Origin of the sequence: Streptomyces nigrescens (assembly GCF_027626975.1) — a bacterium.
GTDB lineage: Bacteria > Actinomycetota > Actinomycetes > Streptomycetales > Streptomycetaceae > Streptomyces > Streptomyces nigrescens.
Window position 1 is genome coordinate 9,021,943 of sequence record NZ_CP114203.1, and the last position, 15,868, is coordinate 9,037,810.

Sequence of the window (15,868 nt, forward strand, 5' to 3'; positions counted from 1 at the left end):
GCTCCCTCTGGGGGCACCGCACATGCGGCGCCGTGGACGGGTGGCCTCCCCGCTCTGTCATCGGTACCTGAGAGCTTCACCACCGGGTCCGGCGGTTTGCACCGTGGGCGCAGGACATGACGTCCTGTCTTTCCAGAGTCGCCTGGCCGAAGCGGTAGTTGGGCCTGAGAGATTCTGGGGAGAGTTGCTCCTTCGGCGCCTCGCCAAGGGTGGACGAGGGCTCTCCCGCTTCGGTTCGAACAGCGCGATGTGGAGTTGTGGGGCCCGACCGTGAGGCCGGGGGAGTTCGGGGGAGGATTGGCTCCTTCGGCTCCACGTCGTCACATGACGTGGGCTCTCCCGCGCAGAGTCGTCAGCTGTGTAGGTGCTGTCGGATCTTTCCGGAGGCAACGTAAGGGCACCGGAAGACAGCCGTCAAGAGTCCGTCCGGTGTACGGGCCGGTAACGGATCGGCCCAGGATGTGCGCTTTGAGCTGCACAAACGCCGTGCCGAACGCCGTGCCCCACGGGGGAGCGCCGTACTACTCGGAAGTAATGTCCAGCGTTCGGCCGGTCCCTTGACCGGTTGCTGATGTGGCCCTAGCCTCACCGCACATTGCCGTTCACCCCGGAGCGGGAGAGCACTGGATCAGCCAGACCCAGGCGCCGAAGGAGCAACACCTCCCCGGAATCTCTCAGGCACCCCTACCGCTCGGGCAGGCAACTCTGGAAAGCAGGCGCAAAGGCGCCTCGCCGACGGTGCAAGCCGCGTGCTGAGCGCGGCGAAGCTCTCAGGCTCATGACAGAGGGGGAGGCTCACTCGGCCGCACGGGCTCCTGCCCGTGCTCGACATTCGAGGAGCCCCTGATGGCTGTTCCGCCGCCTCTTCCCTGACCGCCACTGCCTGGCGGCTCCCGGGCTGATCTTCGATCTACTATGTGGGACCGTTCTGACGCCGTTCCGGTCGGCTGCCGCATGCCCGCGCGCGCAGCCCGCCCTGCCGCTCGCCCCCTGTGGGCGGGTGATCATTCTCCGAGATACCCCCTGTCCCGTGCCCGCACGGGTATTGAGATCTGCGAGGTTTGCCCATGCCTGAACGCAGTGACACCGGCTCGACGGCCGCGCCGGACCAACCGGCGGCCGGATCCACGCCCCCGCCCGAGGGCGAGCAACACCTCTCCCGTCAGCTGTCCAACCGGCACATCCAGCTCATCGCGATCGGCGGTGCGATCGGAACCGGCCTGTTCATGGGCTCGGGCAAGACGATCTCGCTGGCCGGGCCCTCGGTGATCTTCGTCTACATGATCATCGGCGTGATGCTCTTCTTCGTAATGCGGGCGATGGGGGAGCTGCTGCTCTCCAACCTGCGCTACAAGTCCTTCGCCGACTTCGCGGCCGACCTGCTGGGGCCGTGGGCCGGCTTCTTCACCGGCTGGACCTACTGGTTCTGCTGGATCGTCACCGGCATCGCCGACGTCATCGCGATCTCCGGGTATGTGTCCTACTGGTGGCGCGACCTACCGCTGTGGATACCGGCGCTGGCCGCCGTCATCCTCTTGATCGCCTTGAACCTGCCGACCGTGAAGGCGTTCGGCGAGACCGAGTTCTGGTTCGCACTGATCAAGATCGTCGCGATCGTGGCGCTGATCGTTGTCGGACTGGTCATGGTGTTCAGTCACTTCCAGGCGCCCGGCGGAGCGGCGGCAAGCTTCTCCAACCTCTGGAGCGACGGAGGGTTCTTCCCCACCGGCCCCATGGGGTTCGTCGCAGGATTCCAGATCGCGACCTTCGCCTTCGTCGGCATCGAGCTGGTCGGCACCACCGCGGCCGAGGCGGAGAACCCGGAACGGAACCTGCCCAAGGCGATCAACTCGATCCCGGTGCGCGTGATGCTGTTCTACGTCGTCGCGCTGACCGTGATCATTTCGGTCACGCCCTGGCGCGAGATCAGTGCCGAGCGCAGTCCGTTCGTCGTGATGTTCACCCTTGCCGGTCTGGGGATCGCCGCCTCGGCGATCAACTTCGTGGTGCTGACCTCGGCCGCCTCGTCCGCGAACTCGGGTATCTACTCCACCTCACGGATGGTGTACGGGTTGGCCCGCGAGGGCGATGCCCCGGCGCGCTTCGGCAGACTCACCTCCAGGAAGGTACCGGCCAACGCACTGCTCCTCTCCGGGGTGTTTCTGCTCGCCGGTGTGGTCATGGTCGCCATGGACGACTCGATCATCGAGGCGTTCACCCTGGTGACCACCGTGTCCGCCGTGCTGTTCATCTTCGTCTGGTCGATCATCCTGATCAGCTACCTCGTCTATCGCAAGCGCCGTCCGCACCTGCACGAGGCGTCGAAGTTCAAGATGCCCGGCGGCATCGTCATGTGCTACGTCGTGCTCGTGTTCTTCGCGTTCCTCATCTGGGCGCTGACCCAGGAGCCCGACACGCTGCGGGCTTTGCTGGTGACCCCGGTCTGGTTCGTCATCCTCGGCATCGCGTGGGCGGGCCTCCGCCGCCGCCCGGGCCATGCTGCCCGTGAGGCGGCCTTCCGTTCCGAACTCCACAACGCGCAGCAGGACTGATACCGCCCCCGGATCCATAACCGGCACCGATCGCGAGCGCCGTTCCCGGCAGATGGGAACGGCGCTCGCGATCGATGTGCTTGGTCGCACGGGTGCGGGTTCCGCCCACCCGACCGATGAGTTTCGCCTCGCCGCGTCGTCTGCATGTAAGGAACGTCCCCCTTCCGCACCGGCGGGAGGCCCGAGATGAGATGACAAGGAGCGTGCACACCGTGGACCAGGAGAACGTGAGCGCCACCCTGACCGTCGCCGTGCCCGCCGCGAGGGTGTTCGCGGTGCTGGCGGACCCGACGACCCATTCTGCGATCGATGGCACCGGTTGGGTTCAGGAAGCTGCCGACCGGGCGCCGCTGACCGAGGTGGGGCAGATCTTCCGGATGGACATGTACCACGCCAACCATCCCAACGGTGACTACCAGGTGGCCAACAAGGTCCAGGTGCTCGACCCGCCGCGCGCCATCGGCTGGCTGACGGGGCAGGAGAAGGACGACGGTCGCCTGGAGTTCGGCGGCTGGATCTGGCGTTACGACCTTGCGCCGCTCGGTCCGTCCAAGACCGAGGTCACGCTCACCTACGACTGGTCGGCGGTCCCGCAGTCCATCCGGGAGTACCTCCAGTTCCCGCCGTTCGGCCCCGAACATCTCACCAACTCGCTGCACCATCTGGCCGAGCTCGTCTCCGGTGGGTGATGTCGTCGACCAGGTCTGGCCGACTTCCTCCCCCAGAGGCTGCTGGACGACATCGCGCACGTCGGTCCGGAACCGCGGCACCACCTGGCGGGGCCGCTCCACCGGGTCTGCGGGCGGGGGGAGTTGGTGGATCGCACCGCGGGCACGCACCTATCGCGTGGTCCATGCAACCATCATCGGGTCCGGAGCATCCATTGAGGTGAACATGGCCTGTCGACCGAAGGAAGCCCACCGTGACGCACCCGAGACGTCTTGAAGTCCGCAGGACCCGTAACGCTGCATCTGCCCGCGGCATCCGCGCCGCGGCTCCGCTGGCCGCCGCGCTCCTGGTGGCCGGCGGCCTGACCGCCTGGTCGCTCGCTCCCCAGGAGGCATTCGCGGCGACGGGCCGCGCGGCCCCCGAGGGCGACTTCAACGGCGACGGCTATGCGGACCTCGTCTCCGGTGCCCCGGGAGCCACCGTCTCCCACAAGGCCCAGGCGGGATACGTGGCGGTGACATACGGCTCGGCGAACGGGCTCGTCCCGTCCCACAAGAAGCTTGTGAGCCGTTCGACGAGCGGGGTGCCGGGATCGGCAGCCGCCAAGCAGCGCTTCGGCGAGACCTTCAGCAAGGGCGACCTGGACGGCGACGGCTACAGCGACCTGGTCATCGGTGCGGGAAAGGCGTCGTCGGGCAGCGTGATCCTGTGGGGCTCGCCGTCCGGACTGACCGGCGGCACACCGATCGCCACGTACGGACAGGCGCCGCAGGTGGGGGACTTCGACGGCGACGGCAGGGCCGATCTCGCGCTCTTCGGCGATCCCGGCAGCTACGGTGACGACCCCGTGGCGCAGGCCGCGAACCTGTGGAAGGGCCCGATCTCGCGGACGGGATCGCCGGCCGCGCGGCTCAACTTCCTGGACAAGTCCGAGTGGTTCGGCTACGACGACGACGCACCGGGCGCGGAGTGCGCCAAGAACGACAGCTGTGTCAGCGGCCCCCGCTCGATCAGCGGCCCCGTCGTCGCCAAGGCCACCGGCGACGTCAACGGCGACCACCGCCAGGACATCGTGATGTGGAACTACGCCGGCGACGGCGAGTGGGACAACAAGGTCCTGCTCGGCGGTCGTGCGGGCTTCAAGGAGACCGCCGCGCCCGGCGTCCGGGGCACCGTCGGCGTGGGTGACGTGGACGGCGACGGTTACGACGACGTGGTGGCCGGCGACAACGAAGACACCGGCAAGGTAACGGTCGCGTACGGCACGCCCTCCGGCCCCTCTGCCACCCGCACGCAGTCCTTCGATCAGAGCCTGCCCGGTTTCCACGGTGCCCAGGAGAGCGGCGACCGGCTCGGCTCCTGCGTCGCGGTCGCCGATGTGACCGGCGACGGCCGCGCGGAGATCGCGCTCGGGATCAGCGGGGAGGACTTCAGCGGCCTCGCCGACGCGGGCTCGATCGCTCTGCTGCACGGCACCGCATCGGGCGTCACGGGTGCCGGCAGCCAGGTCCTGCACCAGAACACCCCGGGTGTGCCCGGGGTCGCGGAGAAGAACGACGCCTTCGGGGCGGCCTGTGGCCTCCTCGACGTCAACGGTGACGGGCATCGTGATCTCGCCGTGTCGTCGGCGGCGGAGAACGCCTCGTCCGGCGCGGTATGGTCCCTGCGCGGTTCCGGCCACGGTCTGACGACGAAGGGCGCGACGGCATTCGGCCCCGGCGACGTCGGAGGCCCCGTCACCAAGGCGGAGTTCGGCATCTTCCTGCGCTGAGGACACACCGCCGGGCAGGGGAGGGAGGCCGCCCCCCGCCCCTCGCCCGGCGGGACCGCAGGTCCCGCGCGTCAGGCGCGGTCAGTCGTCCAGCAGACCGTTCAGTTCGGCCGCGAACAACTGGGCGGGGTCGAAGCCCATCCCGGCGAAGTGGCCGGCGAGTTCCAGCGAAAGGACGCCGTGCAGACGGGTCCAGAAGACGAGGGCGCGACGCAGTGCCGGGGCCGGGGCCGGGTGTCCGCCGTCCCACTGCCGGTGCTCATCGAGGTGCGCGTCCAATGCCGTTGCGGCGGTGTCCGCTGACGTCGCCGCGCAGGCGTCGAGCAGCGTCGACATGATCTCGGCGGTGATCGCGGTGGTGTCCTCCGGCGCGTGGTAGCCGGGTACGGGCGTGCCGTAGACGAGGAGATACCGCTGGGGGTCGTCGAGCGCCCAGCGACGCAGTGCGTGTGCGAGGTCCGCGAGGTCGCCGCCGTCCGTGGCGGTGGCACGGAACGCGTCGGCCAGGCTGCGATAGGCGTCCCTGATCAGCTCGGTGATCAGTTCGTCGCGGCTCGCGAAGTAGCGATAGAGCGCCGGGCCGCTCATCCCCATCCGCTTGGCGATCGCATTGAGGGACAGCGCGGACGCCCCCGCGGTGGCGATCTGCTCCCACCCGAGTTCCTTGATCTCTGCGCGTACCTGTGCCCGGTACCGGTTGCGGGGACTCTTTGCGTTCTCCGTCATGGCCACCAGCCCTTCATGTCAAAGGTGTTACACGCTATCACTGGCGGAAGTGCTTCTAATAATTCCTGCGTCATTCCCTTGACGGGTGGTGGCGCAACACCTCAAGCTAGGCGCAGTTACAAGCTCTAACGAGAGTGTTGATGCGTAACGGGGCTAGGTCTCCGCCGCCCCAAGACGCCCTGCGCGGGCGTCAGTTCCGTCAACCCATCCCCTCGCCGTACCTCCCGACCGCGCCGGCAGTGCCGGTCCGCGCCCTTCAAGGAGAGCCGTCATGCGCAGAGTGATGAGACAACTTCGGCGGACGGTCACCGCCCTGACGGCCGGGGCGGTGCTGGCCACGCCGATGCTGGCCACGCCGGTTGTCGCCGCGCCGGCACTCGCCGCGTCCGGCCGCACCGCCTCTCAGGCCCCGACGGGCCACATCACGTGGCGTCCGTGCACCGACGCCGGGTTCCCGGGCATGCAGTGCGGCACGATGCGGGTGCCGGTGGACTGGTCCAAGCCGCGAGCCGCGCAGCTCGATCTGGCCCTGGTCCGCCGTAAGGCCGACGACCCGGCACACCGCCAGGGCACCTTGCTCCTCAACGACGGAGCCGGTGGCTCCTCGATCGAGCAGCTGAGGCTGGCGACACGCAATGGCTTTCCCGATATCGCCGGTGCCATGACCCAGCGGTTCGACATCGTTGCGGTCGACCCACGCGGGGTGGGCCACAGCACCCCCATCCGCTGCTCCGAGCCGCTCAAGCCCGCCGGGGTGAGCTACTTCCCGAAGAACCGGGCCGCGTTCGACAAGCTCGTGGCCCACAACCGCACCTTCGCCAAGGACTGCCTGCGCCGCAACGGCCCGCTGGTGGCCCATGTCGACCTGACCAGCACGGCCCGTGACATCGAAGCGGTCCGCACCGGGCTCGGCGTCCGCCGGCTCAACTGGTACGGCATCCACTACAGCACCCTGCTCGGACGCACCTATGCGGCCCTCTTCCCCGGCCGGTTGCGCACGATGACCCTCGACACCGCGCTGGACGACACCACTTCGCCCCTCACCCGGATCGTCAAGGAGACGACCAGCGCCGAAGAAGCCTTCAACCGGTTCGCCGCCTGGTGCGCCAACTCGGCGCAGTGTGCTCTGAAAGGACATGACGTCGCCGCCGAGTACGACGCCCTCGTCGCCCGCGCGGACCGCACCCCCGTCCCTGTCGCGGGCGGCACACACCGCCCGCTGACCGGTGAGGACATCCGCGGTGCCACCCAGGACTACCTGAACATCGCCAGCGTCACCTGGCCCGCCCTGGCCAAGGCGATCGTCATGGCGCAGGCGGGCGACGCCACCGACTTCACCGTCGACCCCGATGGCACCCTCGATCCGGTGCAGGTGCTGGTGCCCGCCTGCCTGGACAACGCCCGTCCGGTCAGCACCTTCGAAGAGGCCGACCGACTGCACAAGTCGCTCGCCGCACGCGCACCGCACCTCGGCGGGGCGGTGCGCTCCCAGGCCGCGCTCGCCGGCTGCCTCGGGTGGCCGGTTCCTGCCAAGCCCGTGCGGGCCGGCCGTCTGGTCTCCGGGGCACCGCCCGCGCTGGTCATCCAGTCCACGCACCAGGCCCTGGCTCCCCACACGGCGGGCTCCGCCATGGCGGCCCAGCTGCCCGGCAGCGTCGTACTCAGCCGCGAGGGCGATGACTACAGCATGTTCCTGCTGTCCTCGTGCGTGCGCGCCGCGACCAACCGCTACCTGACCGACCGCGTCCTTCCCGCACCGGGTACCACCTGCGCCAACTGACCAAGTGGTACGTGCCACGGCCCGGCCCGGGCCCAGACGCCGGCCCCGCCCGGACATCCGAGTGATGTCCGGGCGGGGCCGCTGCGTGCGGCTGCGATTGTGAACGAAATGCTGCGCGCGCGTGGCGGGAGAATCAGAAAGTGAGACAAGGGCTCTCGCCGCATTGACTTGGCTGATTATCGCTGCCAGCCTCCCGAGTGTGAGTCACTCGGAGAACTTCACCGCACGCCTGCACGTCGATCTTCGACGCCAGGCCAGCGCCATCTGTGCCGCTGGCCGCTAGAGCTGCCGACCGGCGTCAGCTCCTGAACGACCCGTGATCCCGGTGCACTTACCGGCCTGGGATGTCCTCGTCGCGTGGTGATTCCCGCCGCATACATACCTGGAATCTGCCGGGTTCGGTGCGCGTGCCGGCTCATCCACTTCACCATTCGCATTTCCCTTTCGGTTTTCGCACCTCGGGTGGTCTTTACGCCCCGCCGGCAGCGGAACTGCGGATCTCGCAGCGCCATGGAGGGCTTCGCTCGGGCGCTCGACCACCATGCACCGGTCATCGCCACGGCCGGCCCGCAGCCACCCGGCTCCTGCTGCCCACCCGGCTCCTGCTGCCCACTCGGTTCCTCCTGCCCTCCTTCACCCGCGTCCGCAACAAAGGCAGTTCGCGTCCCACCGCGCTCCACCCACCACCCGAACAGGACACTTCCATGAGCACGCTGATCACCCCATCCAGCCGACGACAGTTCCTCACCCTGCTGGGCCTCTCGGCGGTCGCGGTCAGCTGCGGCTCCGGGGGCGGCGGCGCGGCCAAGGACGAGACCAAGACCCTGCGATACCAGGGCTGGGCAGGCTCCGTCATCCTGCCCGAACTGGCCGAGGACCTCGGCTTCCTGGACGACGTGAAGCTGAAGTGGGTCGGCAACACGATCAGCGGGCCGCAGGACATCCAGTCGGCGGCCACCGGGCAGGTCGACTTCGGCGGTGCGTTCAACGGAGCGGTCGTCAAACTCGCCGCGAGAAAGGCGCCCATCACAGCGGTCATCAGCTACTACGGCGTCGACAAGGCCGCGTACAGCGGCTTCTACGTGCTCAAGGACAGCCCGATCCACTCCGCCCGTGACCTGATCGGCAAGAAGGTCGGGATGAACACCCTCGGCGCGCACTCCGAGGCGATGCTCGACATCTACCTGCAACGCCACGGCCTGTCGCAGGCGGACATCGAGAAGGCCGAGCCGTTGGTGGTGCCCCCGGTCAACACCGAGCAGTCGCTGCGGCAGAAGCAGATCCAGGTGGGTGTCCTCGGTGACATCCTGCGCGACAAGGCCCTGCAGACCGGTGGCATCAGGCCGCTGTTCACCGACTACCAACTGCTCGGCGATTTCTCCGCCGGCACATATGTGGTGAACGACCGGTTCCTGAAGGAGAACCCCGACACCGCGCGCACCTTTGTCACGGGCATCGCGCGTGCCATCGAGTGGGCCCGCGCCACACCACGCGACGAGGTCATCGCCCGGCAGATCGAGATCGTCAAGAAGCGTGGCCGCAACGAGGGCACCGCTCCGCTGAAGTACTGGAAGTCCTTCGGTGTCGCCGAGACCGCCGGACGCATCACCGACAAGGAGTTCCAGCTGTGGATCGACTGGCTCGCCAAACGCGGTGACATCGAGAAGGGCCAGGTCAAGGCCTCGGATCTCTACACCAACGAGTTCAACGCATACAGCCGGAAGGACAAGGCGGACAAGCCGTCGACGGCCAAGACGACGTCCAAGAGCGGGAGCTGATCCCATGTCAGGAACCATCACACCCAAGATTGAGTTCGCGCAGGTGCGCAAGACCTTTCCCGCCAAGAAGGGGAGGGTCCACGGCCGCGGCACGGCGCACGGGGACGGCGAGTTCACCGCTCTGGACGGTGTCGATCTGCGGATCGACGCGGGGGAGTTCGTCGTCGTGGTCGGCCCGAGCGGATGCGGCAAGTCCACGCTCCTGGACCTGCTGGGAGGGCTCGCCAGGCCGAGTGCCGGACGGATCCTCCTGGACGGGGAACCGGTGACCGGACCGGGCCTGGACCGCGGCATCGTCTTCCAGCAGTACGCGCTGCTGCCCTGGCGCACCGCCCTGGGCAACGTCGAGTTCGGCCTGGAGGCGACCGGCGTGCCACGACGTGAGCGCGCTGCCCGTGCCCGCGAGTACCTGGACCTGGTCGGACTCTCCGGATTCGAGAACCGCCACCCGCACGAGCTGTCCGGCGGTATGCGCCAGCGCGTGGCCATCGCCCGCTCTCTCGCCTACGACCCCGACGTCCTGCTGATGGACGAGCCGTTCGCCGCACTGGACGCCCAGACCAGGGAGTCGCTCCAGGACGAGCTGCTGCGCATCTGGCAGCGCACCGGAAAGACCGTCGTCTTCATCACGCACGGCATCGAGGAGGCCGTCTACCTGGGACAGCGGGTGGCCGTCATGACCTCCAGGCCCGGTCGTATCAAGCAGGTCGTACCGATCGGCTTCGACTCCCGTACGGCAACGGACGACCTGCGGTCCAGCCCCGAGTTCGCACGGTACCGACACGAGATCTGGACGCTCCTGCACGACGAGGTGACCAGGACCCAACTGCTGGAGAAGGAGGAGGTCTCCGTATGAGCCTCGCAAGCGGTTCGAGCACTCGGCGCAGGACCCCGGAGGAACTCAAGGCCCCGGAGGACTTCACGACAGCGGAGGAACTCACGACAACGGAGGACCTCACGACTTCGGAGGGACTCGCGACAACAGAGGAACTCACGACGCCGGAGGAGTTCTCCGCGCCGGCCACCGGCACGTCGTCGGCCTCCGCCCAGGAGTCCGCGGCCGTCCTGCCGGTTGCGCAGAGCAGGCCCCAGCTTCCTCGCCCTCCCGCGCTGCCCCGCATCCTGCGCGCGGCACTGACCGGCGCCACCAAGTCGGCGGCGATCGTCGCCCTGCTGCTCGTGTGGGAACTGGCGCCCCGGTTCGGCCTGGTGGACCGGACCTTCCTGCCGCCGTTCAGCGAGGTCGCCCAGGCGTGGTGGGAACTGGTGGCCAACGGCCAGCTCGCCGACAACGCCCGGGCGAGCCTGGTGCGTTCGTTCAGCGGCTTCGGCATCGCCGTCGCCGTGTCCGTACCGCTGGGCCTGCTCATCGGCTGGTACCGGCCCGTCGCCGATCTCCTCAACCCCTTGCTGCAGGTGTTCCTCAACACCGCCGCCCTGGCCCTGCTGCCGGTGTTCGTGCTGCTCCTCGGCATCGGCGAGACGTCGAAGATCTCCATCGTGGTGTACGCGTGCGCATGGCCGATCCTCTTCAACACCATCAGCGCGGTACGGACCGTCGACCCCACCCTGCTGAGGCTGGCGAAGTCCATGGACCTGTCCGCCCCGCGGCTGTTCCAGAAGGTGATCCTGCCGGCCTCGGTCCCGACGATCTTCACCGGAATCCGGCTTGCCGGGGCGGTGTCCATCGTCGTCCTGGTCGCCGCCGAGATGATCGGCGCCAAGGCCGGTCTCGGCTATCTGATCAACGCGTCCCAGTACAACTTCGCCATTCCGCAGATGTATGCGGGCATCGTCACGATCTCCGTCATCGGCGTCGCCTTCAACCAGCTGCTGGTCGCCGTGGAGAGGCGGCTCAGCTCATGGCGCGTCCCCGCGACGAGCTGACGTCCCGATCCGCCCCCGCGCAAGGAACCCCGAGGAGTCTTCCGTGCCCGCAGCCGGCCCCCGCCGCCTACATCTCAACGCCTTCCTGATGAACGCCGGTCACCATGACGCCGCCTGGCGACATCCGCGTACCCAGCCCGAACGCCTCACTGACCTGCGCTACTTCCAACACCTCGCGCAGACCGCCGAACGCGGCAAACTCGACTCGATCTTCTTCGCCGACGGACTGGCCCTCTGGGGCAAGGTCAAACACAACGCGCTCGGCGGTTTCGAACCGCTCACGCTGCTGTCCGCCCTGGCGACGGTGACCGAGCGCATCGGTCTGATCGCCACCGTCTCCACCACCTTCAACGAGCCCTTCCACACCGCCCGGAAATTCGCCTCCCTCGACCACCTCAGCGGGGGCGCGCCGGTTGGAACATCGTCACCTCCGGCACGGTCGACGAGGCCCGCAACTTCGGGCAGGACGAACACCTCGAACACAGCCTGCGCTACGCCCGGGCGCGGGAATTCGTGGAGGTCGCCACCAAGCTCTGGGACAGCTGGGCGGACGACGCGGTCCTGCTCGACCGTGTGCGCGGGATCTACGTGGACGCCGGCAAGGTGCAGCCCCTTGACCACCGGGGGGAGCACTTCGCCGTACAGGGCCCGCTGAACGTGCAGCGCAGCCCGCAGGGTTACCCGCTGCTGGTGCAGGCCGGTTCGTCCGAGGACGGCAAGGAGTTCGCCGCCCAGTACGCCGAGGCCGTGTTCACCGCACAGCAGACCCTCGCCGACGGGCAGGCCTTCTACAAGGACGTGAAGAACCGCCTGCCCCGCTACGGACGTTCCGAGGACGACCTGAAGATCCTGCCCGGGATCTGCCCGGTCATCGGCGCGACGGAGGCGGAGGCCCGCGCCCTGGAGCAGGAGCTGACTGACCTTCAGGTACCGGAGTACGGACTCGCTCAGCTGTCGGGAATGCTCGGCACCGACCTGACCGGGCTCCCGCTGGACGGTCCGCTTCCCGCGCTGCCCGAGGAGCGGGACATCAACGGCAACAAGAGCCGCTTCACCCTGGTCGCCGAACTGGCCCGGCGTGACGGTCTGACCCTGCGCGAGCTCATCGCGCGCCTCGGCGGCGGGCGTGGCCACCGGGTCTTCGCCGGGACGCCGGAGCAGGTGGCCGACCAGCTCGAAGAGTGGTTCACGCAGGGAGCCGCCGACGGCTTCAACGTCATGCCGCCGCATCTGCCGGGCGGCCTGGAGGACTTCGTCGACCACGTCGTGCCGATACTCCAGGAGCGGGGCCTGTTCCGCACCGAGTACAGCGGACGCACCCTGCGCGAGCACTACGGCCTGCCACGCCCCGCGGGCCGGCTCGCCTCCGCCGTCACCGCCACCGAGGGGCAGCCGGCATGACCGGGCTCGATCTCACCACGGACGTCCTGGTGGTGGGCGGCGGCCCCGCCGCCACCTGGGCGGCGCTGAAGGCGGCCCAGGCCGGAGCGGACGTCGTCCTCGCCGACAAGGGCTACTGCGGCACCAGCGGCGCGACCGCGTCGGGCGGCACCGGCGTCTGGTACGTCCCGCCGGACCCCGCCGCGCGGGAAGCGGCCATGGCGAGCCGGGAGAAGCTCGGCGGATACCTCGACGACCGCCGCTGGAAGGAACGCGTCCTGGACCAGACGTACGCGGGCATGAACGAGCTGGCCGCGGCGGGCCGGTACCCCTTCCCCACCGGGCCGGACGGAACACAGCTCAGAAACGGCCTGCAAGGGCCCGAGTACATGCGCCGGATGCGCATCCGCGTCCAGCGGGCCGGGGCGCGCGTCCTCGATCACAGTCCGGTCACCGAGCTGTTGACGGACCCGTCCGGGGCGGTCGCCGGAGCCCGCGGCTACCGACGTCAGGCGGGTGGGACATACCGGGTGCGCGCGGGGGCGGTGGTCCTGGCGACCGGCGGCTGTGCGTTCCTCAGCGGAGCGCTCGGCTGCAACGTCAACACCGGAGACGGCGCCCTGTTCGCCGCCGAGGCGGGTGCCGAGCTGTCCGGCATGGAGTTCTCCAACGCCTACGGCATCGCACCCGAGGGCACCTCGGTCACCAAGACCGCGTTCTACTCGTTCGCGACCTTTTACCACGAGGACGGAACCGTCCTGGAAGGCGCGGCGAGCCAGGGCGGCCGGTCGGTGATCGCCCGCGCTCTGCTGCACGAGAAGGTGTACTGCCGTCTCGACCGTGCCGACGCCTCGGCCCGGCGGGCGATGCGGCTGGCCCAGCCGAATTTCTTCCTCACCTTCGACCGGCTCGGCATCGACCCGTTCACCGAACGGTTCGCGATCACGCTGCTCGCCGAGGGCACGGTGCGCGGCACCGGAGGGATCCGCCTCACCGGTGACGACTGCTCCACCACCGTCCCCGGGCTGTACGCGGCCGGGGACGCCGCCACCCGCGAGCTGATCTGCGGCGGCTTCACCGGGGGCGGCAGCCACAATGCCGCCTGGGCCATCTCGTCGGGCACCTGGGCGGGCCAGGGAGCGGCCCGGTACGCCCTGTCCTTCGGCCGCCGGGGCGCCACACGCCGACTGGCTCCGACGGGCGGGGCGGGCCTCCGGCCGACCCGGGCAGCGGGCCCGGCAGATGCCCACCGCGAGGTGATCGAGGCGGTTCAGAGCGAGGTCCTGCCGTACGAGAAGAACTACCTGCGCCACGGCACGGCTCTCACCACCTCACTGGCAGCGCTCGACGCCACCTGGGACGAGGCCCGCTCCGCGCTGCTCAGCACGGGGCCGGATGCCGTACGGGCCCGCGAGGCCGCGGCGATGACCGCACACGCCCGCTGGATGTACGCCTCCGCGCTCGCCCGCACCGAGAGCCGCGGTATGGCACGGCGCCTCGACTTCCCCGATCAGGACCCCGCACAGCGCCACCGCATCATCACCGGCGGGCTCGACGAGGTGTGGACCCGGCCCGAGCCGGTGGCCGCACTCCTGGAGGCAGCCTCGTGATCGAATTCATCTCCGCAGAGCGCTGCATCGCCTGCGACAAGTGCATCAAGGTCTGCCCGACCAACGTCTTCGACCGAGGCGAGGACGGCATCCCGGTCCTGGCCCGCCACACGGACTGCCAGACCTGCTTCCAGTGCGAGGCGAACTGCCCCGCCGACGCCCTCTACGTCGCCCCGCAGACCCACCCCCTGCCCGCCGACGAACCCACCGTCCGCGACGAGGACGGTCTTGACCGGGCCGGCCTCCTCGGCAGCTACCGCCGCCACATCGGCTGGGGGCGTGGCCGCACACCCGGCGCCCGGCTGGCCGTAGGACCACACCTCAACTCACCCGGCTCCAAAGAAACCTCCCTGCCCATCACCTCCTGAAATCGCCGAAACCCCTGAAAGGAATACGCACATGAGCACCAGCACAGGCTTCGACATCCGCCGGATCGGCGGACGCATCGGCGCCGAGATCGTCGGCGTCGACCTCTCCGCCGACCTCGACCCGGCGATCGTCGCCGAGATCAACGAGGCCCTCCTGGAACACAAGGCGCTGGTCTTCCGCGGACAGCAGCTGGACGACGCGGGGCAGCTGCGCTTCGCCTCCCTCTTCGGTGAACTCACCACCGCCCACCCCACCGTCCCGTCCGTGGACGGGCAGCCCAACATCCTGCCCGTCGACGGGGACGAGGGCATCCGCGCCAACCACTGGCACACCGACGTCACCTTCGTCCGCACACCTCCGAAGGCATCGACCCTGCGCAGCATCGTCGTCCCGCCCTACGGCGGCAACACGCTGATCGCCAACTCGGCCGCGGCCTACCAGGATCTGCCCGAGCCGCTGCGCGAGCTGGCGGACAAGGTGTGGGCGGTGCACACCAACGCCTACGACTACGCCGCCCCGAAGACCGACAAGGCGGCCGAGCACCGCAAGCAGTTCGTCTCGCGCACATACCGCACCGCCCACCCGGTGGTACGCGTGCACCCCGAGACGGGGGAGCGGGGCCTGTTCATCGGCGGCTTCGCGCAGACCATCGAGGGCCTCGGCCCGTCGGAGTCCCGGGACCTGCTGCGCATCTTCCAGTCGTACGTGACGCGGCCGGAGAACATCGTCCGGGTGACCTGGACACCGGGCGACCTCGTACTGTTCGACAACCGCATCACCCAGCACTACGCCCCCGACGACTACGGCGACCTCCCGCGCCTGCTGCACCGCGTCACCGTCGCCGGGGACGCCCCGGTGGGCATCGCCGGCACCTCAAGCCGCGCCATCGAAGGCGGTGACACCGACCACTACACACCCGCCGTGGCCTGACGCCTCGGGCCCGTCGGCCGCCAGGATCCATGTGGAGCACCTCCTGGCGGCACCCACATGGCAAGTGCCTCTGACGGTGGCAGGAACAGGATTTCGACAATCCTCGTTATCGCCGGTCAGAGGCGCTTGTCGTCACCGGCCTTGAGGACCACGGTCGTTGTCCCGGCTGCGAACGGCACCAGCCGAAGAAAGGTGACGCAAAACCTTCGCTTTGCTATGCCTTGGGTTTTTCTTGACCATCAATTGCCGGTAGCGTCCAGCCCTGGTCGGTGACCCCGATCAGGGCCGACCCCACGTCCGAGGCATCCCGCGCCGCAGACGTAACCGTGCCCAGGCCGCACAGGCGGCCCGGGCCGGCCCAGCACGTCATCTGCTCACCGGCTCCCCGTGAGCCCATGGATGTCGCCGGAGGATGT

At 69.0% G+C, this 15,868-nt stretch carries 12 protein-coding genes, 1 pseudogene and 4 riboswitches; of the genes and pseudogenes, 12 read left to right on the forward strand and 1 reads right to left on the reverse strand.

Annotated elements, in window-relative coordinates; genetic code table 11:
- Positions 1–44 precede the first annotated feature (44 nt).
- Positions 45–142: riboswitch (glycine riboswitch) on the reverse strand.
- Positions 143–238: riboswitch (glycine riboswitch) on the reverse strand. It lies immediately after the preceding riboswitch.
- A 365-nt stretch (positions 239–603) separates the two neighbouring features.
- Positions 604–700, forward strand: a riboswitch (glycine riboswitch).
- Positions 701–792: riboswitch (glycine riboswitch) on the forward strand.
- A 275-nt stretch (positions 793–1,067) separates the two neighbouring features.
- The 3 genes from cycA (at position 1,068) to STRNI_RS38920 (ending at position 4,992) form a co-directional block, all read left to right on the forward strand.
- Positions 1,068–2,552 carry a D-serine/D-alanine/glycine transporter gene (gene cycA / locus STRNI_RS38910; protein WP_277412969.1) on the forward strand — a complete coding sequence of 495 codons (1,485 nt, stop codon included), beginning with the start codon at positions 1,068–1,070 and terminating at the stop codon, positions 2,550–2,552.
- A gap of 212 nt (positions 2,553–2,764) precedes the next feature.
- Positions 2,765–3,241 (forward strand): SRPBCC family protein, encoded by a 477-nt coding sequence (locus STRNI_RS38915; protein ID WP_274733063.1) that lies wholly within the window; start codon positions 2,765–2,767, stop codon positions 3,239–3,241.
- Between the two features lie 293 nt (positions 3,242–3,534).
- Positions 3,535–4,992 carry an FG-GAP-like repeat-containing protein gene (locus STRNI_RS38920; protein ID WP_277413381.1) on the forward strand — a complete coding sequence of 486 codons (1,458 nt, stop codon included), beginning with the start codon at positions 3,535–3,537 and terminating at the stop codon, positions 4,990–4,992.
- An 81-nt stretch (positions 4,993–5,073) separates the two neighbouring features.
- Here the strand turns inward: STRNI_RS38920 and STRNI_RS38925 are convergent, their stop codons facing one another.
- Positions 5,074–5,718 (reverse strand): TetR/AcrR family transcriptional regulator, encoded by a 645-nt coding sequence (locus tag STRNI_RS38925; protein WP_109895861.1) that lies wholly within the window; start codon positions 5,716–5,718, stop codon positions 5,074–5,076.
- A 271-nt stretch (positions 5,719–5,989) separates the two neighbouring features.
- Here STRNI_RS38925 and STRNI_RS38930 point away from each other — a divergent pair, with 271 nt between their 5' ends.
- The 9 genes and pseudogenes from STRNI_RS38930 (at position 5,990) to STRNI_RS38965 (ending at position 15,452) form a co-directional block, all read left to right on the forward strand.
- On the forward strand, positions 5,990–7,498 hold the full coding sequence (locus STRNI_RS38930; RefSeq protein WP_277412970.1) for an alpha/beta fold hydrolase: 1,509 nt from the start codon (positions 5,990–5,992) through the stop codon (positions 7,496–7,498).
- Between the two features lie 199 nt (positions 7,499–7,697).
- A complete protein-coding gene (locus STRNI_RS41730) occupies positions 7,698–7,781 on the forward strand; it encodes a putative leader peptide (protein WP_362710932.1) in 84 nt (27 codons plus the stop codon).
- Between the two features lie 421 nt (positions 7,782–8,202).
- Positions 8,203–9,276 carry an ABC transporter substrate-binding protein gene (locus STRNI_RS38935; protein ID WP_277412971.1) on the forward strand — a complete coding sequence of 358 codons (1,074 nt, stop codon included), beginning with the start codon at positions 8,203–8,205 and terminating at the stop codon, positions 9,274–9,276.
- A gap of 4 nt (positions 9,277–9,280) precedes the next feature.
- Entirely contained in the window at positions 9,281–10,132 is an 852-nt protein-coding gene (locus STRNI_RS38940) for an ABC transporter ATP-binding protein (RefSeq protein ID WP_277412972.1), read from the forward strand.
- Positions 10,129–11,163: an ABC transporter permease gene (locus STRNI_RS38945; protein ID WP_277412973.1), complete on the forward strand. Its 1,035-nt coding sequence runs from the start codon at positions 10,129–10,131 to the stop codon at positions 11,161–11,163. The genes STRNI_RS38940 and STRNI_RS38945 overlap by 4 nt, the downstream gene beginning before the upstream one ends.
- A 43-nt stretch (positions 11,164–11,206) precedes the next feature.
- Positions 11,207–12,564: pseudogene (locus tag STRNI_RS38950) on the forward strand (LLM class flavin-dependent oxidoreductase).
- A complete protein-coding gene (locus STRNI_RS38955; RefSeq protein ID WP_277412974.1) occupies positions 12,561–14,153 on the forward strand; it encodes an FAD-dependent oxidoreductase in 1,593 nt (530 codons plus the stop codon). The pseudogene STRNI_RS38950 and the gene STRNI_RS38955 overlap by 4 nt, the downstream one beginning before the upstream one ends.
- Positions 14,150–14,521 carry a 4Fe-4S dicluster domain-containing protein gene (locus STRNI_RS38960; protein ID WP_159491636.1) on the forward strand — a complete coding sequence of 124 codons (372 nt, stop codon included), beginning with the start codon at positions 14,150–14,152 and terminating at the stop codon, positions 14,519–14,521. Before STRNI_RS38955 ends, STRNI_RS38960 begins: the two co-directional genes overlap by 4 nt.
- A 31-nt stretch (positions 14,522–14,552) precedes the next feature.
- A complete protein-coding gene (locus STRNI_RS38965) occupies positions 14,553–15,452 on the forward strand; it encodes a TauD/TfdA dioxygenase family protein (RefSeq protein WP_274733052.1) in 900 nt (299 codons plus the stop codon).
- Positions 15,453–15,868 lie beyond the last annotated feature (416 nt).